The organism is Thioclava pacifica DSM 10166 (genome assembly GCF_000714535.1).
Lineage (GTDB): Bacteria > Pseudomonadota > Alphaproteobacteria > Rhodobacterales > Rhodobacteraceae > Thioclava > Thioclava pacifica.
In genome coordinates, this window is record NZ_AUND01000001.1 from 695,790 (window position 1) to 714,884 (window position 19,095).

General features: G+C 63.8%; 20 protein-coding genes. 8 read left to right on the forward strand and 12 right to left on the reverse strand.

The annotated features are described in order from the left end of the window. Positions 1-10: 10 nt before the first annotated feature. From TP2_RS03145 to TP2_RS03170, 6 genes are all read right to left on the reverse strand, one after another. On the reverse strand, positions 11-1,381 hold the full coding sequence (locus TP2_RS03145) for a pyruvate dehydrogenase complex E1 component subunit beta (protein WP_038073099.1): 1,371 nt from the start codon (positions 1,379-1,381) through the stop codon (positions 11-13). 13 nt (positions 1,382-1,394) lie between these two features. Continuing rightward, positions 1,395-2,420, reverse strand: a complete 1,026-nt coding sequence (pdhA, locus tag TP2_RS03150; protein ID WP_038073101.1) for a pyruvate dehydrogenase (acetyl-transferring) E1 component subunit alpha — start codon at positions 2,418-2,420, stop codon at positions 1,395-1,397. 148 nt (positions 2,421-2,568) lie between these two features. After that, positions 2,569-2,868 (reverse strand): FtsB family cell division protein, encoded by a 300-nt coding sequence (locus TP2_RS03155; RefSeq protein WP_420804584.1) that lies wholly within the window; start codon positions 2,866-2,868, stop codon positions 2,569-2,571. Between the two features lie 322 nt (positions 2,869-3,190). Next, the gene (locus TP2_RS03160; RefSeq protein WP_038073104.1) at positions 3,191-4,084 is read right to left on the reverse strand and encodes a fructose bisphosphate aldolase; all 894 of its coding nucleotides are present in this window, start codon (positions 4,082-4,084) and stop codon (positions 3,191-3,193) included. A 98-nt stretch (positions 4,085-4,182) separates the two neighbouring features. Further along, positions 4,183-4,983 carry an SDR family NAD(P)-dependent oxidoreductase gene (locus TP2_RS03165; RefSeq protein ID WP_051692139.1) on the reverse strand — a complete coding sequence of 267 codons (801 nt, stop codon included), beginning with the start codon at positions 4,981-4,983 and terminating at the stop codon, positions 4,183-4,185. Between the two features lies 1 nt (position 4,984). Continuing rightward, a complete protein-coding gene (locus tag TP2_RS03170; RefSeq protein WP_038073108.1) occupies positions 4,985-6,178 on the reverse strand; it encodes a phosphoglycerate kinase in 1,194 nt (397 codons plus the stop codon). 178 nt (positions 6,179-6,356) lie between these two features. Here TP2_RS03170 and TP2_RS03175 point away from each other — a divergent pair, with 178 nt between their 5' ends. Next, a complete protein-coding gene (locus tag TP2_RS03175; RefSeq protein ID WP_038073110.1) occupies positions 6,357-6,863 on the forward strand; it encodes a peptidylprolyl isomerase in 507 nt (168 codons plus the stop codon). After that, a complete protein-coding gene (locus TP2_RS03180; RefSeq protein ID WP_038073112.1) occupies positions 6,856-7,452 on the forward strand; it encodes a peptidylprolyl isomerase in 597 nt (198 codons plus the stop codon). Before TP2_RS03175 ends, TP2_RS03180 begins: the two co-directional genes overlap by 8 nt. A 91-nt stretch (positions 7,453-7,543) precedes the next feature. Here the strand turns inward: TP2_RS03180 and TP2_RS03185 are convergent, their stop codons facing one another. The 4 genes from TP2_RS03185 to TP2_RS03195 all read right to left on the reverse strand — a co-directional run bounded on the left by TP2_RS03185 (position 7,544) and on the right by TP2_RS03195 (position 10,792). Beyond that, positions 7,544-9,019, reverse strand: a complete 1,476-nt coding sequence (locus tag TP2_RS03185) for a SulP family inorganic anion transporter (protein WP_038073114.1) — start codon at positions 9,017-9,019, stop codon at positions 7,544-7,546. Between the two features lie 135 nt (positions 9,020-9,154). Then, a complete protein-coding gene (locus TP2_RS03190) occupies positions 9,155-9,817 on the reverse strand; it encodes a DUF1638 domain-containing protein (RefSeq protein WP_038073116.1) in 663 nt (220 codons plus the stop codon). Continuing rightward, positions 9,814-9,972: a hypothetical protein gene (locus tag TP2_RS18595; RefSeq protein ID WP_169739502.1), complete on the reverse strand. Its 159-nt coding sequence runs from the start codon at positions 9,970-9,972 to the stop codon at positions 9,814-9,816. Before TP2_RS18595 ends, TP2_RS03190 begins: the two co-directional genes overlap by 4 nt. Before the next feature lie 121 nt (positions 9,973-10,093). Continuing rightward, a complete protein-coding gene (locus tag TP2_RS03195; protein ID WP_038073118.1) occupies positions 10,094-10,792 on the reverse strand; it encodes a corrinoid protein in 699 nt (232 codons plus the stop codon). A gap of 158 nt (positions 10,793-10,950) precedes the next feature. Here TP2_RS03195 and TP2_RS03200 point away from each other — a divergent pair, with 158 nt between their 5' ends. Next, on the forward strand, positions 10,951-12,045 hold the full coding sequence (locus tag TP2_RS03200) for a PA0069 family radical SAM protein (protein ID WP_038073120.1): 1,095 nt from the start codon (positions 10,951-10,953) through the stop codon (positions 12,043-12,045). 118 nt (positions 12,046-12,163) lie between these two features. On the opposite strand, the gene bmt is transcribed toward TP2_RS03200, so the two are convergent. After that, the gene (gene bmt / locus TP2_RS03205) at positions 12,164-13,174 is read right to left on the reverse strand and encodes a betaine--homocysteine S-methyltransferase (RefSeq protein ID WP_038073494.1); all 1,011 of its coding nucleotides are present in this window, start codon (positions 13,172-13,174) and stop codon (positions 12,164-12,166) included. Between the two features lie 201 nt (positions 13,175-13,375). Beyond that, positions 13,376-13,693, reverse strand: a complete 318-nt coding sequence (locus TP2_RS03210) for a DUF1476 domain-containing protein (protein WP_038073122.1) — start codon at positions 13,691-13,693, stop codon at positions 13,376-13,378. Between the two features lie 274 nt (positions 13,694-13,967). Between TP2_RS03210 and purC the strand changes: the two genes are divergently transcribed. The 5 genes from purC to TP2_RS03235 all read left to right on the forward strand — a co-directional run bounded on the left by purC (position 13,968) and on the right by TP2_RS03235 (position 18,952). Continuing rightward, entirely contained in the window at positions 13,968-14,729 is a 762-nt protein-coding gene (gene purC / locus TP2_RS03215; RefSeq protein ID WP_038073124.1) for a phosphoribosylaminoimidazolesuccinocarboxamide synthase, read from the forward strand. 14 nt (positions 14,730-14,743) lie between these two features. Then, positions 14,744-14,983, forward strand: coding sequence for a phosphoribosylformylglycinamidine synthase subunit PurS (gene purS, locus TP2_RS03220; protein WP_038073125.1), 240 nt, complete (start codon positions 14,744-14,746; stop codon positions 14,981-14,983). Between the two features lie 105 nt (positions 14,984-15,088). Beyond that, on the forward strand, positions 15,089-15,757 hold the full coding sequence (gene purQ / locus TP2_RS03225) for a phosphoribosylformylglycinamidine synthase subunit PurQ (RefSeq protein ID WP_038073126.1): 669 nt from the start codon (positions 15,089-15,091) through the stop codon (positions 15,755-15,757). 57 nt (positions 15,758-15,814) lie between these two features. Next, positions 15,815-17,617: a sensor histidine kinase gene (locus TP2_RS03230; RefSeq protein WP_084713862.1), complete on the forward strand. Its 1,803-nt coding sequence runs from the start codon at positions 15,815-15,817 to the stop codon at positions 17,615-17,617. 3 nt (positions 17,618-17,620) lie between these two features. Next, entirely contained in the window at positions 17,621-18,952 is a 1,332-nt protein-coding gene (locus TP2_RS03235) for a sigma-54-dependent transcriptional regulator (RefSeq protein WP_038073128.1), read from the forward strand. The last annotated feature ends 143 nt before the right edge of the window (positions 18,953-19,095 follow it).

The following is a 19,095-nucleotide window of genomic DNA, read 5'->3' on the forward strand; positions in this document are numbered from 1 at the left end:
CGCTATCCCCTTACCGGTAGGTGACTTTTTTGACCGCCTCGACGACCTCGTCCGAGGTCACGAGCGCCAGTTTCTCGAGATTCGCCGCGTAGGGCATCGGAACATCCTTGCCCGTGCAGTTGATCACCGGCGCGTCGAGATAATCGAACGCACGTTCCATGATCACCGCCGAGAGGTGGTTGCCGAAGCTTGCGACCGGGAAGCCTTCCTCGACGGTCACGCAGCGGTTGGTCTTCATCACCGAGGCAAGAACCGTATCGTAATCGACCGGGCGCAGGGTGCGCAGGTCGATCACCTCGGCCTCGATCCCCTCTTTGGCCAGCTTTTCAGCGGCTTCCAGCGAATGGCTCATGCCGATGCCCCAGCTGACGATGGTGACATCCGCGCCTTCGCGCCAGATCTTGGCCTTGCCGAAGGGGATGGTGAAGTCCTCCAGATCCGGCACTTCGAAGGAACGCCCGTAAAGGATCTCGTTTTCGAGGAAGATCACCGGGTTCGGATCGCGGATCGCCGATTTCAGCAGACCTTTCGCATCCGCCGCCGAATAGGGCTGCACAACCTTCAGGCCCGGAATATGGGCATACCACGCGCCGTAATCCTGGCTGTGCTGGGCGCCCACGCGGGCCGCCGCGCCGTTCGGGCCACGGAACACCATCGGCGCGCCCATCTGGCCACCGGACATATACAAGGTCTTCGCGGCCGAGTTGATGATATGGTCGATCGCCTGCATCGCGAAGTTGAAGGTCATGAATTCGACGATCGGGCGCAGACCACCGAAGGCCGCACCGACGCCGAGACCGGCAAAGCCATGCTCGGTGATCGGCGTGTCGATCACGCGCTTGGCACCGAACTCGTCGAGCAGGCCCTGGCTGATCTTGTAGGCGCCCTGATACTCGGCGACCTCTTCGCCCATCAGGAACACATTCTCGTCGCGCCGCATCTCTTCGGCCATCGCATCGCGCAGCGCCTCGCGGACGGTCTGCGTCTTCATCTTCGTGCCTTCGGGCCAATCCGGCGTGGTGTCGGGCTTGGGCATGTCATCGGCCTCGGCGGGTTTCGCCTGGGCCGGTGCGCTCGCCGGAGCCGCCGCAGCCTCGGGTTTGGGGGCTTCGGCCTCTTCGGCGGCCGAGGCATCCTCGCCCTCCTCCAGCAGCACCGCGATCGGGTCATTGACCTTCACGCCGCTCGTGCCTTCGGGCACGAGGATTTTGCCCAGCGTGCCTTCATCGACCGCTTCGAACTCCATCGTCGCCTTGTCGGTCTCGATCTCGGCGATGATGTCGCCGGCCGAAATCGCGTCGCCCTCTTTCTTGAGCCATTTCGCCAGCGTGCCCTCTTCCATCGTGGGCGAGAGCGCGGGCATCAGAATCTTGGTTGCCATCTGTTCTTCCCCCTCAGGCGTTCTGCGGCGCCGTTTCGGCGTAAATGTCGGTCCAGAGCTCTTCGAGCGCGGGCTCGGGGCTCTCCTTGGCGAAATCGGCAGATTCGTTGACGATCGCCTTGATGTCCTTGTCGATCTGCTTGAGCTCGTCCTCGGTCGCGTGCTTGCCGGTCAGCAGAAGCTGGCGGACATGCTCGATCGCGTCGCGCTCTTCGCGGATCTTCTGGACCTCCTCGCGGGTCCGGTATTTCGCCGGGTCCGACATCGAGTGGCCGCGATAGCGGTAGGTCTTGATCTCCAGGATATAGGGGCCCTTGCCCGCGCGGCAGTGCGCGACGGCCTTTTCGCCCGCGGCCTTCACCGCCAGCACATCCATCCCGTCGACCTCTTCGCCCTCGATCCCGTAGGCGATGCCGCGCTCGTAGAAATCGGGCGACTTGGTCGCGCGCTGAACGGAGGTGCCCATCGCATATTGGTTGTTCTCGATCACGAAGATCACCGGCAGGTCCCAGAGCTCGGCCATGTTGTAGGTCTCGGCCACCTGGCCCTGGTTCGCCGCGCCATCGCCGAAATAGGCGAAGGTGACGTTGTCATTGCCCTTGTATTTATCCGAGAAGGCGAGGCCCGCGCCGATCGGCACCTGCGCGCCGACGATGCCGTGGCCGCCGTAGAAATGCTTCTCTTTCGAGAACATGTGCATCGAGCCGCCCTTGCCCTTCGAATAGCCGCCCTCGCGGCCCGTGAGCTCGGCCATCACGCCTTTCGGGTCCATCCCGCAGGCGAGCATATGCCCGTGGTCGCGATAGGAGGTGACGCGCTTGTCGCCCTCTTTCGTCGCGGCTTCCAGGCCCACGACCACCGCTTCCTGCCCGATATAGAGGTGGCAGAAACCGCCGATCAGGCCCATGCCGTAAAGCTGACCCGCCTTCTCCTCGAAGCGCCGGATCAGCAACATGTCATGGTAGAATTTCTTGAGTTCCTCGGCCGAGACATTCGCGCCCGCTTTGGCGCCGCTCGCCGAGCCTTTCCGTGCTGCCATTGGTCAGACCTCCCTTGGCCGGAATAGTTTAGCGTTAAACCATTTATTATATCAAAGCCGGGGAAATGGCAATGACCCCACGGCATCGCGCGGGAAAATGGCTATCACGATTGAAGTAGGGCCGGGCAGCGTTGTTTCGAGCGTGAGCTCAGCGGATCACGATCTCGTCCGAGCGCATCGCACCCAGCACCTCGCGGGCGCGCGCATCGAGCAAGTCGAGATCGAGATAATCATCCGAGAGACGATGCGTCAGATTGGCCATCCGGTCCACCTGCGCGCGCAGATCATCACGTTCAGCGCGTTTGGCGTCGATTTCGGCCTCGATCTGGACACGGCGCAGAATGCCATACTCGCCCTGCACGGCCGAGAAGGCGAAATAGGTGCCCAGCACCACCGCCACGGTCACCGAAATCAAGGGCCCGATCGTGGGGCGCTTCAACGTCATCATCCTGCCTCGCATCTTCGGGTCGCCTGTCCGGTACGCCCCCAGGCCTCTGTCGGGCCGTTTCAAGAATCATGACATAAGTGATTCGCCAAGGGAATCCCCCGAACGTTCAATTTCGCAAAGAATTTCGCGGCCCCACTCCGCTGTTGCACGGGCATGACACCTGTTCCGAAATGCAAAAAGCAGGACCGAGTGCAAACGCTCCTGCCTTCTTCTTGATCGAAATATCTCGGGGGTGAGCCCGGAACGGGCGAGGGGGCAGCGCCCCCTCTCTCCTGGCACGTGCTCTCCTCAGGCGACTGAGGGGCGCGCCGCCCGCCTGCGATCAGCCAGCCACCGAGGCCGCGTGGATCGAGTCGATCGCCTCGCCCAGCATCGCGTCGAACTCCGCATCCGATTGCTGCGCCGAAAGCCCCTCGGTCAGCGCGCGCGAGAACGACGCGATCATGCCGGTGTTCTGGGCGAGCTTCGCGTTCGCCTCGTCGCGGGAATATCCACCCGAGAGCGCCACGACCTTCAGCACCTTCGGATGATCGACCAGCGGCTTGTAGAGGTTCGCTTTCGTGGGCAGCGAGAGCTTCAGCATGACCTGCTTGCCCTCGGGCACCGCATCGAGATGGCTCAGGATCTCGGCCAGCAGCATCTCTTCCGCCTCGGCCTTGTCGGCGATCGAGATCGTCACCTCCGGCTCGATGATCGGCACCAGCCCATGGTTCAGAACCTGCGCGCCCAGCTCGAATTGCTGATCGACCACCGCCTTGATGCCGCCGACATTGGCCGCCGAGATCACCGAGCGTTCCTTCGTGCCGAAGATGCCTGCCTTCACTGCACGCGACAGCAGGTCGTCGAGGCCCGGGATCGGTTTCATCAGCTGGCAGCCGTTCTCTTCCGCTTCCAGCCCCTTGTCGATTTTCAGGAAGGGCACCACGCCGCGTTTTTCCCAAAGATAGGTGGCGGTCGGAATACCGTCGATCGCGCGGTCCATCGTCTGCTCGAACAGGATCGCGCCCACGACCTTGTCGCCGGTGAAGGCGGGGGATTTGATGATCCGCGCGCGCATCTCGTGGATCAGGTCGAACATCTGCTCTTCGCCGTCATAGGCGTCTTCCTCGATGCCGTAGAGCCGCAGTGCCTTGGGCGTCGAGCCCCCGGACTGGTCGAGCGCTGCGATGAAGCCGTTGCCTTCGCGCATCTGGTCTGTCTGCTGGGCGTTGGACATGGGAATTCCTCCTGCGGGATGTGGGTCACCGAAGGGATAGGTTCTGCATTGCGGCGATGCAACGCTGGTGACGCTAACAATCGGGAGGGGAGGTGAATTCAGCCCGTCCGACGCAGGAAAAGCCCGGTCATGAAGCTCGTCATGCGGCGCGGAACGACGCGGGTGAGCAGCGCGAAGAGCCGATTGGGCCAGCCCGTTACCACGACCCGCCGCCCCGCCATGCACCCTTGCCAGCCGGCCTGTGCGACGCTGGCCGCGCTCGGCATCGGGGTCAGTTTCATCAGCCAGGTCGTCTCAGTCTTCGCGCGGTCGAAAAAAGCCGTGCGGGTAGCACCGGGACAAAGCGCCGTGACGGTGATCGCTGTGGATTTGAGCTCCTCTGCCACCGCTTCGCTCAGATGCAGCAGATAGGCCTTCGAGGCGTGGTAGACGGCCATGTTCGGCCCCGGCATGAAGCCTGCCGCCGAGGCCACATTCAGGATCCGCCCCGCGCCGCGATGGCGCATGGCGTGAACGGCAAGGCGCATCAACTCGGTTGCGGCGACGATATTCACCGCGATCAGCTCATCTTCACGCGCGTCTCCCGCCGTGTCGGAGGCGAAATCGCCATAGCGCCCGAGCCCCGCATTGTTCACCAGCACATGGATCGGCCCGTCCGCCAGCGCGCAGGCCCGCGTCCACAGATCGGCCGCCGCGCGGGGTTTCGACAGATCCGTTGGGCAGGGGCGAGCGGTCACACCGCTCGCCGCCTCGATCTTGTGGGCGAGTTCGGCCAGAGCCGCCTCGTCCCGCCCCGAGAGCACGAGGTTATAGCCCTCGGCCCCCGCGCAGCGCGCCAGTTCCATCCCGATGCCTGACGAGGCCCCGGTCACCAAAGCCCAGCCGCGCGGGCCAGCCATCTCAGTCCCGCTCAAGGGCTGCCACGCCGGGCAGCTCCTTGCCTTCCATCCATTCGAGGAAGGCGCCGCCCGCGGTCGAGATATAGGTGAAGTCCTTCGCCGCATCGGCCTTGTTGAGCGCGGCCACCGTATCGCCGCCACCGGCGACCGAGATCAGCTTGCCCGCGCGGGTCAGCTCTGCCGCCTTCGCCGCCGCCGCATTGGTCGCGGCATCGAAAGGCGCGATCTCGAAAGCGCCAAGCGGGCCGTTCCAGATCAGCGTTTTCGAGGCTTCGAAGACCGAGGCGATCTCGTCGACCGATTTCGGTCCCGCATCGAGAATCATCGCATCCGCCGGGCAGGCGTCATTCGCGACGGTTTCGTTGTCGGCACCCGCCTTGAACTCGCGCGCCACGACGACATCGACGGGCAGGTGGATCGTGCAGCCCGCATCCTTCGCTTTGCCCATGATCTCGCGGGCGGTGTCGGCCATGTCGCGCTCGGCCAGCGATTTGCCGACATCGATGCCTTGGGCCACGAGGAAGGTATTGGCCATGCCGCCGCCGATGATCAGATGGTCGACCTTGCTCACGAGGTTGCCCAGCAGATCGAGCTTGGTCGAAACCTTCGCGCCGCCCACAACCGCGGTAACCGGCCGCTTGGGATCTCCAAGTGCTGCGTTGAGCGCCTTCAGTTCGGCCTCCATCAGGCGGCCCGCGACGGCCGGAAGCACGCGCGCGATCCCCTCGGTCGACGCATGAGCGCGGTGCGCGGCCGAGAAGGCGTCGTTGACGTAGATATCCCCCAGCGCGCCCATCTCGGCGGCCAGCATCGGGTCATTCTTTTCCTCGCCCGCGTGGAAGCGGGTGTTTTCCAGCAGCAGCACCTCACCCGCACCGAGCGCCTGCACTGCGGCTTTCGCAGGGCCGTCCACGCAATCGCTGGCGAATTTCACCGGCGCGCCGATCGCGGCTTGCAGCGCGGGCACCAGCGGCTCGAGGCTCATCTCGGCCACGACCTGCCCCTTCGGGCGACCGAAATGGGCCAGCAGCACCGGTTTGCCGCCCTTTTCGAGGATGTCGCGCACGGTGGGCACGATCTTCTCGATCCGCGTCGCGTCGGTCACTTTTCCGTTTTCCATCGGCACGTTGATATCGACACGCACCAGCGCGACCTTGCCCGCAAGATCGACCTCATCGAGGGTTTTCCAAGCCATATCTCTCTCCCTTGGGACGCGGGGGGCCGTCGTTCTTGCGGCCCGCTCCCACGGCTCGCGATATTCTTGCCCTGCGGCGATGGGTCGCGTCAACGTTCGCGGCCTGACTGCGGCGCTTTGTCCTTGCTGCGCTAGCGCGCCCCTCCTATGGTCGGGCCAAATCTCAAAGGAGGACCCAATGGCCGAGATCAAGGATCCCGAAAACACCATCATCATCGAGCTCAAGGACGGGCCGGTCGTGATCGAACTTCTGTCCGATGTCGCCCCCAAGCATGCCGAGCGCATGAAGCAGCTCGCCCGCGATGGCGCCTATGACAACGTGGCCTTCCACCGCGTGATCGAAGGCTTCATGGCCCAGACCGGTGATGTCGAGAACGCCAATATGGAGAAGGATTACAACCCGCGCCGCGCTGGCACCGGCGGGTCGCAATATCCTGATCTTCCCGCCGAATTCTCGAAGCTTCCGCATGATCGCGGCACGCTGGGTGCGGCCCGTTCGATGAATCCGAACTCGGCCAATTCGCAGTTCTTCATCAACTTCAAGGACAACCATTTCCTGAACGGTCAATACACGGTCTATGGCCGCGTGATCTCGGGCATGGAGCATGTTGACAAGATCGCGCGCGGCGAGCCGCCGGCGAACCCTGACCGCATGATCTCGGTGAAGGTGGCCGCCGATGCGTAATATCGCCCGCCGTACCGTCCTGGCCGCAGCGCTCGCGCTCGCAGCGCCCGCGGCCTTCGCGCAAGACAGCTCGGGTGTGCCCGATACCGGCGGGCCGAAGCTCGTGCTGGAAATCGGTGGCTCGACCTCGGGCAAGGTCGTGATCGACCTGCTGCCGGGCAAGGCGCCCAAGGCGGTCGAGCGCCTCGAGACGCTGGCCAAGGAAGGCAAGTATGACAACGTGGTCTTTCACCGCGTGATCGACGGCTTCATGGCCCAGACCGGCGATGTCCAGTTCGGCAAGAAAGGTGGCGACACCTCGATGGCGGGCATGGGCGGTTCGGACCTGCCGGATCTGCCGGCGGAGTTCTCGAACGTCTCCTTCCAGCGCGGCATCGTGGGCATGGCCCGCGCGGCCAATCCGAATTCGGCCAATTCGCAGTTCTTCATCATGTTCGCGCCGGCGCCCCATCTTGATGGGCAATATACCGTCGTGGGTCACGTGGTGAGCGGCATGGATGTGGTCGACCAGATCAAGAAGGGCGACCCAGGCCGCAACGGCGTCGTGGAAGATCCCGATTACATCGTCTCGGCGACGGTCGAGGAATGATCTGAGCGATCCGCTTGTACGGATGTGAGTGAGGGGGCTTCGGCCCCCTCATTTCTTTTGCGGCATCGCCCGCAGGGAGGGCCGCACCGGCTCAGTGTCCGGGCGCGACCTGTCCGCCATTCGAGAGCTTGTCGATGATCGTCTCGGTCGCGTGGTTCATGCCCACGACCTTCACATCCGTACCGGCGAGCCGGAACTTGCCCACCGCCCGGTCCAGCGCCGCGACCGAGGAGATGTCCCAGATATGGGCGTGGGTGAGGTCGATCACCACACGGTCGAGCTTTTCCTGGAAGTCGAAGGCGCGGTTGAACTCTTCCACCGTGGCGAAGAAGATCTGGCCCTTGATGTAATAGGTGCGCAGATTGTGGGTCTCGTTGTAGCGCGAGGTGATCTCGGTCATCTGCGCGATCTTGCCCGCGAAGAAGATCCCCGAGAGAAGCACACCCACCAGCACCCCGATCGCGAGGTTATGCGTGACCACGACGAAAGCCACGGTCGCCAGCATCACCACGTTCGAGGACATCGGCATCGTGCGCAGCTGGCCGATCGAGGCCCAGCTGAACGTCCCGACCGACACCATGATCATGATCGCCACCAGCGCGGGCATCGGAATGCGTCCGACCCATTCGCCCAGCACCACGCAGAAGATCAGCAGCGCGACGCCTGCGGTCAGGGTGGACAGCCGCGTGCGCCCGCCCGAGGTCACGTTGATCACCGACTGGCCGATCATCGCACATCCCGCCATGCCGCCGATGAAGCCCGAGCAGACATTCGCGATGCCTTGACCGTAGCACTCCTGTTTGCGGTCCGAGCGCGTATCGGTCATCTCGTCGACGATATTCTGCGTCATCAGGCTTTCCAGCAGCCCCACCACCGCCACAGCGACCGAATAGGGCAGGATGATCTGCAAGGTCTGGAAGGTGAAGGGGATGTCGGGGATCAGCAGCGAGGGAAGCTGATCGGGCAGGGCGCCCATATCGGCCACCGTGTGCACGTCATCGAGGCCCAGCCCGATCGTCACCGCGCTCAGCACGAGGATCGCGATCAGCGGCGAGGGGATGGCGCGGAAGACGCGCGGCAGCAGGTAAATGATCGCAAGCCCCGCAATCACCAGCGCATAGGTGATCGGCGGCACCTTGCTGGGATCAAGTTCGGGCCATTGTGCCATGAAGATCAGGATCGCCAGCGCGTTCACGAAGCCGGTCATCACCGATTTCGACACGAAGCGCATCACCGTGCCGAGGTTCAGCGCCCCCGCGATCATCTGGATCACCCCCGCGAGGATCGAGGCGGCGAGCAGGTAGTCGAGCCCGTGCTGACGCACCAGCGTGCCCATCAGCACCGCCGTTGCCGCTGTCGCAGCCGAGATCATGCCCGGACGGCCGCCAAAGAATGCGGTCACGGTCGCGATCATGAAGGAGGCATAAAGGCCGACTTTCGGGTCCACGCCCGCGATGATCGAGAAGGCGATGGCCTCGGGGATCAGCGCCAGCGCCACCACGAGACCGGAGAGGATGTCGGCGCGGGTGTTGCCAGTCCACTGGCTGCGCCATTGCGACAGGGTCATGCGTCTTGTCCTGTAAAGCAAAGGCCCGCGACCGGGGAGGGGCGGGCCGTGAATTTCAGATTTGCTTCGCAAATATCGCCGCAGCGCAGCAAAGCCAAGCGTTTCGGCGGCTGTTTAAGGAAATTTCAAGCAGAGTTAAACAGTGCTGCGCGATTTCGCGGCGAATTGGGCAAGACTGGTGGCCAGATCGCCATAGCCGGTAAAGCGCCGCTCATAGCGCAGGCCCAGCCGTTCAGCGGCCTCGGCCGCCTTCGCATCGAGCGCGGGATCGTCAGTCTGCGCCTGGTAGATCAGCCGGTCGTAATTGCCAAACATCATCGGCACCAGCTCGGGATGACGGTCGAATCCCATCGGGCGCCAGACGAAGGCGTCGAACTGGCGCACGAGAAAATCAGTGAGATAGAAAGCGGTGATCTCGTCCTCTGCCTTCTCGGCAAAGACCGCATTGCCCTCGAAGAAGGAATAGCAATGCGGCCCGGCAATCATCTCGACGCCGAGCTCGGCACAGCGCGCCTCAAGCTGCCCGCCCGTGCCGCAATCGGCATAGACAACAAAGATATCGTCATACTGGTTGCGGAATTTCTCGACCGCCGCAGTGACCGCATCGGTGATCTTCTCGGGGTACAGGTGCAGGTTCGCGGGCAGGCAGGTCAGATCGAGGTGATCCCAGCCATTCATCTCCTTGAGCGCAAGGATTTCGCGTGCCAAAGCCCCGCAGGCGATCAGCAAAAGCTTTCCCGTACCTTCGGGTGCAAGACCATCTTTGGATAGGGCAACATCGCCGGGAAGGGCAGTCATTCCACCCGCGCCATCATCCGCGCCACGCCCGCCGCGATCAGCACCATGAGCCCGAGCATCGCCATCGGCACGCCCGAGGCGGCAAAAGCCCAGATCGTGGCCCCGGCCAGAACGATCACGATCAGGATCAACAGCAGAAAATGTGGCAGCGGCATATCGCGTTTCCTCCGTCCCCTAGAGTATGGGGCGCGTGGCGGGATATGAAAAGGCCCCGATGAAAAAATCGGGGCCTTTGCAATGCATGGCTGGGCTGTAATCCGCTCAGGTCTGGAGGGATCAGGCGCCGACCTGATTGTGCTTGCGCGCGATGAAAGCCTTCGCGGTTTCCACCGCCACGGCGGCGTCGCGACAATAGGCATCGGCACCGATGGCCTTGCCGAACTCTTCGTTGAGCGGTGCGCCGCCCACCAGAACGATGTAATCGTCGCGGATGCCCTGCTCCTTCATCGTGTCGATCACGACCTTCATGTAGGGCATCGTGGTGGTCAGCAGCGCCGACATGCCGATGATATCAGCGCCTTCGGCCTTCGCCGTATCGAGATAGTTCTCGACCGGGTTGTTGATCCCGAGATCGACGATCTCGAAGCCCGCGCCTTCCATCATCATCGCCACGAGGTTCTTGCCGATATCGTGGATATCGCCCTTCACGGTGCCGATGACCATCTTGCCCATGCGCGGCGCGCCGGTCTCGACCAGCAGCGGCTTGAGGATGGCCATGCCGCCCTTCATCGCGTTGGCGGCCAGCAGCACTTCCGGTACGAACAGAATGCCGTCGCGGAAGTCGTTGCCCACGATGGTCATGCCGGCGACCAGTGCCTTGGTGAGGATGTCATAGGGCGTCCAGCCGCGATCGAGCAGGATCCGGGTGGCCTCCTCGATCTCTTCCTTCAGACCGTCATAGAGGTCATCCATCATCTGCGCGGTGAGCTCGTCATCGTCGAGTTCGGAGAGGATGATATCGTCGTCTTCGGCCATGTGTGCGTTCTCCTGCTAGCCGGTGTTACCTTTGTGGTGAGGCCAGGGCCCCGTCAAGTCTTGGCGAATTGCGACATGCGCGGTGTTTTGTCCGACCTCGCGGGGCGTTGTCGGGACTCCACTTGGCAAATGTTCTCATTTCGTTCTAAATTCAGGGCATGAGTCTGCCCTTCGATCTTCCCCCCGCGAACCCGTCCGAGCGCCTGCGCGCGCGCGGCGCCGCGGCGCGTCCCGTCGGCCGGTTCGAACCCTATGCCCGTGCGCCTGAGCATGACGGCTGGGACATCGCGGAGGAGGAGCGCCTGATCCGCACCGAGGTCTCGGTCGAGCGTCCGCGCTCGGCCATCACGCGAAATCAGTCGCCGGATGTTCCCTTTGAACGCTCGCTCAATCCCTATCGCGGCTGCGAGCATGGCTGCATCTACTGTTTTGCGCGGCCCAGTCACGGCTATCTTGGCCTTTCGGCGGGGCTGGATTTCGAGACCCGCCTGATTGCAAAGCCCGAGGCGCCGCAGGTGCTTGAGGAGGAGCTGCGCAAGAAAAACTACCGTCCCGATGTGCTTGCCATCGGCACAAATACCGATCCCTACCAGCCGATCGAGCGCAAGTTGGAGATCATGCGCCGCCTGCTCGACGTGCTCTGGACCTATCGCCACCCGGTCGCGATCGTCACGCGCGGCTCGACGATCCTGCGCGATCTCGACATCCTCGCGCCGATGGCCGAGGCGGGTCTGGTGCAGGTGGGGATCTCGGTCACGACGCTCGATGCAGGCCTCGCCCGCGACCTCGAGCCGCGCGCACCCAGCCCGCCGACCCGCATCCGCATGATCCGTGAACTCTCGCGCGCGGGCATCCCGGTGCGCGTCATGGCTGCGCCGATGATTCCGGGCCTGACCGATCACGAGCTGGAGGCGATCCTGACCGAGGCGCGCCGGGCCGGTGCGAAAGCCGCCTCGATGATGCCGGTGCGCCTGCCGCACGAGGTGGCCCCCCTCTTCGCGGACTGGATGGAACGCCATCACCCCGGCAAGGCCGAAAAGGTGCTCGGCCGGATTCGCGACATGCGCGGTGGTCGGTTGAACGACCCGCGCTTCGGGGCGCGGATGAAGGGGGAGGGCGAGATGGCGGAACTGCTCCAGCAACGCTTCAAACTCAGCTGCAAGCGCCTCGGCCTGGCCCGCGCGCTGCCCGATCTCGACTGCACGCAGTTCCACGTGCCGCCCCGGCCGGGCGATCAGCTCGAACTGTTCTGACCTGCTGTGCAACGCGCGCATGCTCCAACTGCCGGGAAAACCCGACCCTTTCTTCCAACTGCTTCAAATATCCCGGGGGGAGGCCGTCAGGCCGGGGGGCAGCGCCCCCCAACCGCGCTCAGCCGCGCCGACGCCCGCGCCGTTCGCGCTTGGCCCCGCCTTCGCCCAGCCCGTCATCTTCCGACGAGAACCCGCCCAGCTTGGCCGAGATTTCCTCGAGCGTCGGGCGCGGCCCGCGGGGGCGGGTCTCCAGCGCCTCGCGCATCGCGACCAGGTGCTCGGCCATCGTGCCGCAGCAGCCGCCGATGATCGTGGCGCCACAATCGCGCGCCATCACCGCATATTCGGCCATCAGCTCGGGCGTGCCGTTATAGCAGATATGGCCGTCGACATATTTCGGGATGCCCGCATTGCCCTTGGCAATGATCGGGCGCTCGGTCCCGGTGGCGGCAAAGCCCAGCACGGTGCGCAAAAGGTCGGAGGCGCCAACGCCGCAATTCGCGCCGAAGGCCAGCGGCGGGTAGGCCAGCTTGTCGACCATGTTGACCATCGCCTGCGAGGTCACGCCCATCATCGTACGGCCTGCCGTGTCGAAGCTCATCGTGCCGCACCAGGGCATGCCCGCGAGCTGGCAGGCTTCGGCTGCGGCCTTGTATTCCTCGGGCGCCGAGATCGTCTCGACCCAAAGCACATCCGCGCCGCCCTCTTTCAGGCCCTCGGCCTGTTCGTGAAACATCTCGACCGCGAGTTCGTGGGTCAGAGTACCCATCGGCGCGAAGATCTCGCCCGTCGGGCCCATCGAGCCGGCCACGACCACGGTACGGCCCGCCTTGTCAGCGACTTCGCGGCCGATCTCGGCGGCGAGGCGATTGAGTTCGCGCACCCGGTTTTGCGAGTTGTGCAGTTTCAGGCGCGAGGCATTGCCGCCGAAGCTGTTGGTCAGGAACAGGTCAGAGCCCGCATCGACCGAGAGCGAATAAAGCGTGGCGATTTTCGCCGGCTCGTCGGCATTCCACAGCTCCGGCGCATCGCCCGAGCTCAGCCCCATGTTGAACAGGTTCGTGCCCGTCGCGCCATCGGTCAACAGCCAGTCGCGGGTTTCCAGAAGGCGGCTCAGCGCGTCAGTCATCGGGGCCTCGTCAAAATGCAATCGGGCCGCGTCAGGCGCGGCGGTTGGGTCTTCTCCTGCCACGACCAGCCGGAATTGGCAAATTCCTTTCCTTCATGAAGGTCTTGAGCGCCGTTTGAGAACGGCCGCGGTAGGGCAGGCAAGGAAAAAGGCCGGGTGCTTGCGCATCCGGCCCCGTATTCGGCTTGGTTCTGGCCGAGATCAGTCGGCTTCTTCGAGAACCTGGCGACGCGCCTCGGCCATGCATTCGGCCATTTTCGCGCGGATCGCCGCCTCGTCGGCCTTGTCGCCGAGATCGGCCGAGAGCTTGCGGAACACGTCCTCATGGCCGGCTTCCTCGAAGTCGGCTTTCACGACCGTGACAATGTAAGCCTCGGCCTCCGCGCCGCTTTTGCCCAGCAGGCCCGCAGCCCATTGGCCGAGCATCTTGTTGCAGCGTGCATCGGCCTTGAATTGCAGCTCCGCATCATGGGCGAACTTGTTTTCATAGGCGTTTTCGCGATCGTCGAACGTAGTCATCGCCTGCTTCCTCCCGGTAAAGTATCCGTTACCTTGGATATGCACGCCCCTGCGGCCGCCCGCAAGGGTAAAGGCGGGTGAAAAACCCGATTTGGCGCGCTTTGACGAGGGTGTGTTTCCTTGTGAAGACGCACGCGCTTTGCCTTGCGGCAACGCCGGGCTTGGCCTATAGGGCGATCAATACCCTTTCGCGGGAGGCGCGCGGGGGCGAAGCGCTATCTGCGGCGCGCAGCCCTTGACCCGACCTTTCGCGCCTAGCGAGAACGGAGACGCGATGGCACCCCGGCGCAAGAAGATCTACGAAGGCAAGGCGAAGATCCTGTATGAAGGCCCCGAGCCCGGAACGCTCGTGCAATATTTCAAGGACGACGCGACCGCCTTCAACGCCCAGAAGAAAGCGACGATCGAGGGCAAGGGGGTGCTCAACAACCGCCTGTCCGAATATTTCATGACTGGGCTCGCGAATATCGGTGTGCCGAACCACTTCATCAAGCGGCTCAACATGCGCGAGCAGCTGATCCGCCAGGTGGAGATCGTGCCGCTCGAAGTGATCGTGCGCAATTTCGCCGCCGGTTCGATCGCGAAACGTCTCGGGCTTGAGGAAGGCACGCCGCTGCCGCGCCCGATCGTGGAATACAGCTACAAGAATGACGAGCTGGGCGACCCGCTCGTGCCCGAGGAATATATCATCGCCTTTGGTTGGGCGAACCAGCAGGACCTCGATGATATCGTGGCGCTGGCGCTGCGGGTGAACGATTTCCTCACCGGCGTGTTCTATGGCGTGGGCATCAAGCTGATCGACTTCAAGATCGAGATCGGCCGGATCTGGGATGGCGATTTCATGCGCCTGATCGTCGCCGACGAGATCAGCCCCGACAGCTGCCGGTTGTGGGACGTCAAGACGGGCCAGAAGCTCGACAAGGACGTCTTCCGCCGCGATCTCGGTTCGCTGACCGATGCCTATACCGAAGTCGCCAAACGTCTGGGCGTGCTGCCCACGAACACGCAGCCGATCAAACCGACGCTGATCAACTGAAAGGAGCCTCCCCGATGAAAGCCCGCGTTCATGTGATGCTGAAAGATGGGGTGCTTGACCCGCAGGGTGAGGCCGTGCGTCACGCGCTTGGCCATATGGGCTTCGGCGGTGTCGAGGCTGTGCGCCAGGGCAAGGTGATCGAGCTCGATCTGGCCGCTACGGACAAGGCTGCGGCCGAGGCCGAGGTCAAGGATATGTGCGAGAAGCTGCTCGCCAATACCGTGATCGAGAAATACACGATCGAGATCGCCTGATCCGGGTTCCCCGGATCGGGAGCGGGGGAGGGGGCGCTGCCCCCTCGGGCTTGCGCCCTCACCCCCGGGATATTTCAAGCAGTTGGAGGCAAGGAGCCGTTCGCCATGAAAGCCGCCGTCATCACCTTCCCCGGATCGAATTGCGACCGTGACCTGAGCGTGGCTTTCGCGCGGGCCGGGGCCGAGGTCGTCAAGGTCTGGCACAAGGAGACCGAGATCCCTGCGGGTGTCGATGTCATCGGCGTGCCGGGCGGCTTCTCCTATGGCGACTACCTGCGCTGCGGCGCGATTGCCTCGCGCTCGCCGATCGGGCAGGCCGTGGCCGATTTCGCGGGGCGTGGCGGCTATGTTCTGGGGATCTGCAATGGGTTCCAGGTGCTGACCGAGATGAAGCTGCTGCCGGGCGCCCTGATGCGCAATGCGGGGCTGAAATTCGTCTCGAAGCCCTTGTCGCTGCGTGTCACGACGACCGACAGCGCCTTTACCTCCGCCTATGAGGCGGGGCAGGAGATCGTCATCCCGGTCGCCCATCACGACGGCAATTACCAGATCGACGCGGAGGGGCTTGCGCGGCTTCAGGGCGAAGATCGGGTGGCGTTCCGCTATGTCGAGAACCCGAATGGGTCCGTCGATGACATCGCGGGCGTGCTGAGCGAGAACCGCCGGGTTCTGGGGATGATGCCCCATCCCGAGCGCGTGATCGAGAATGCGCAAGGCGGTGCCGATGGGGCGGCGCTTTTCCGCGCGTTGACCTCGGTGCTCGAGAGCGCCTAACCGCCCGCGCTTGTTGCGGCTTTGCCTCTGGCTTAGACTCCGCGCATGACGCAAGAGATGCCAGATCCGCTGATCCTGCAAGAACCGCTGCCCGAGAGCGACAGCGGGATCAGCCTGTTGGGCCGCACGCGGCGCTCGCGCTGGATGTTGCGCATCGCGGTCGTGGTGATCCTTGCGCTGGCGGGCGCGGTGATGTGGGTGACCAATCAATGGCTTACCCAGCGTTTCACCGAGACGACGCGGGTGCGTACCGAGCTGCGTCTGGCGCTGTATACCGGCAACATCATGTCCGAGCTGCAACGGACCTCCGTTGTGCCGTTGCTGCTTGCGCGCGACCCGCAGCTCACGCAGGCGCTAGATACAACGGATTATTCCACCGCCTCGGCGCAGCTGATCACGGCGCGCAAGGAGGTGGCGGTGGCATCGATCCGGTTGCTGGACATGCAGGGTCGCGTTGTCGCCTCGACCAATCGCACCCAGATCGGGATGAATTTCTCGAACACGCCCTTCTTCGTGGATGCGACGCGATCGCGGGGAACGATCTTCTCGGTCAATACCAATGAGGCGGGCGGCACGGAATTCGACTATTCGCGCGCGGTGATTCAGGACAATCGCCCCGTCGGCGTGATCGTGGTCGAGGCGGATCTGTCGAAATTCGAGCGCGCCTGGGCAGGGATTTCGGATGCGCTGGCGGTGGTCGACAGCGAAGGAAAGATCATCCTGACGACCGAGCCGCGCTGGAGGGGCGTGACGATGGAAGAGGCGCTTGCGGCGCGCTCGGCCCCTTCGGCGATCCAGCGCGCACTTCAGGCGACGGCCGATTGGGCCAATGAGGCGCCCGATGCCTATCTGCGTGGACAGGCGGTGATGCGCACGGAGGCGCGCATACCCTTCCGCGGCTGGAAGATGATCGCCTTCACCAGCTACGATTCCGTGCGCGAGCGGGTGAACGCGGTGCTGGCCTTGCAGATCATGGGCTTTGCGATCCTGCTGGCGCTGGTCTTCTATGGGCTATCGCGGCGCGCGCGGCGGCAGAGTCAGGTGCTGCGGGCCGAATCGGCGGAGCTGCGCGCGCTCAACGCCCGGCTCAGCCGCGAGATCGCCGAGCGCGAGAAGGCGCAGAAGGATCTTGCGGTGGCCGAACAGACGCTGGCGCAATCGTCGAAACTGGCCGCTTTGGGCGAGATGTCGGCCGCCGTGAGTCATGAACTCAACCAGCCGCTGGCCGCGATGAAGACCTATCTGGCTGGAGCGAAGCTTCTGTTGCAGCGCGCCCGCGTCGAGGAGGCGCTGTCGTCCTTCCAGCGCATCGACGATTTGATCGGGCGGATGGGGGCGATCACACGCCAGCTCAAATCCTATGCCCGCAAGGGCGGCGAGGCCTTCGAGCCGGTCGATTTGCGCTCGGCGCTCTCCGAGGCGCTTTCGATGATGGAGCCGCAGCTCAAGACCCGCAAGGTCCACATCATCCGCACCATGCCGCGCGCCTCCGTGATGGTGATGGCGGATCGGATCCGGCTCGAGCAGGTGATCATCAACCTGTTGCGAAACGCGCTCGACGCCACCAAGTCAGTGGAAGAGCCGCAGGTCGAGATCCTGCTCACCAGCGGCGAGACGGCGGTGCTGAGCGTGCGCGACAACGGCCCCGGGATCACCGATCTCGACAAGCTGTTCGAGCCGTTCTGGACGACGAAAAAACCGGGAGAGGGAACCGGGCTGGGTCTCGCGATTTCTTCTTCCATCATTAGTGATTTCGGCGGTCGTCTGACCGCCCATAATTCCGAGAGCGGGGGGGCGGTCTTCGAAGTCCAGCTGCCGCTTCTGTCGGACAAGAACAGGTCCATCAGGGCCGCGGAGTAAGACATGGCAAGAACGTTGAAAGTGGCGATCGTCGATGACGAGGAAGATATGCGGCAATCGGTCAGCCAGTGGCTGGCGCTGTCGGGCTTCGACACCGAGACTTTCGCAAGCGCGGAAGAGGCGCTCAAGGAGATCGGGCCGGACTGGCCGGGGGTGGTGATCTCGGATATCCGCATGCCGGGCATGGACGGGATGGCCTTTCTCAAGCGTCTGATGGGCATCGACAGCGGTCTTCCGGTGATCATGATCACCGGCCATGGCGATGTGCCGATGGCGGTCGAGGCGATGCGGCTCGGCGCGATGGATTTCATGGAAAAGCCGTTCTCTCCGGACCGGATGACGGAACTGGCCAAGCGTGCGACGCAGATGCGCCGCACGACGCTCGACAACCGTGCCTTGCGTCGCGATCTGGCCGAGGGCGAGAAGGTGATGGGCAAGCTGATCGGCACCTCCGAGCCGATGGAGCGGCTGCGCGAGGATATTCTCGATCTCTCCCAGGCCGACGGGCATGTGCTGATCGATGGCGAGACCGGCACCGGCAAGACGCTGGTGGCCCATGCGCTGCATGCGACCGGCCCGCGCGCGGGCAAGAAATTCGTGGTGGTGAGCTGTGCGGCACTGACCGAAGAAGCGCTCTCGGCCAAGCTTTTCGGCCCGGTCGAAGAGGGCGGGCTGCCGCTCGTCGAAGAGGCGCGCGGGGGCACGCTGTGTCTTGAGGATGTCGAGGCGCTCAGCCAGGCGCTGCAGGCTCGGTTGCTGCAATTCATCAACGACCAGGGCGCGCCGGCCGAGACCCGGATCGTCGCGATCTGCAACACCCATGGTGAGGGCAAGACGGTCGAGGATGCGTTGCGGCCCGATCTCTATTATCGCCTGGCCGCCCTCAAGATCACCCTGCCGCCGCTGCGTGCGCGTGGCGAGGATATCCTGACGCTCTTCAATCGCATGTCCGAGCAATTCGCCGATGAATATGGTTGCGATGTGCCGGAAGTGACTGCGCAGGAAGCCGCGCAGCTCTTGCAGGCGCCATGGCCGGGCAATGTCCGCCAGCTCATCAACGTGGCCGAACGCGCGGTGCTGCAATCGCGCCGTGGCTCGGGTTCGATCGCGTCGCTCTTGATGGCCGATGACGAAGAGGCGGGACCGGCCGCGATCACCACCGAGGGCAAACCGCTGAAGGAATATGTCGAGAGCTTCGAGAAGATGCTGATCGACAATACGATGCGGCGCCATAAGGGGTCGATCTCGGCGGTGATGGAGGAGCTGTGCCTGCCGCGCCGGACGCTCAACGAGAAGATGGCGAAATACGGTCTCGCGCGCGCGGATTATCTCTGAGAGCGAAAGGGGCGGTGCCCCCTTCCGTCACCGGGCGGTGACGATCTTTGGGATGAAGAGGGGGCGCTGCCCCCTCTGGCCTGCGGCCATTCACCCCCGAGATATTTGGGTCAAGAAGAAGGGGCGGGGGGATTTATCTTGCC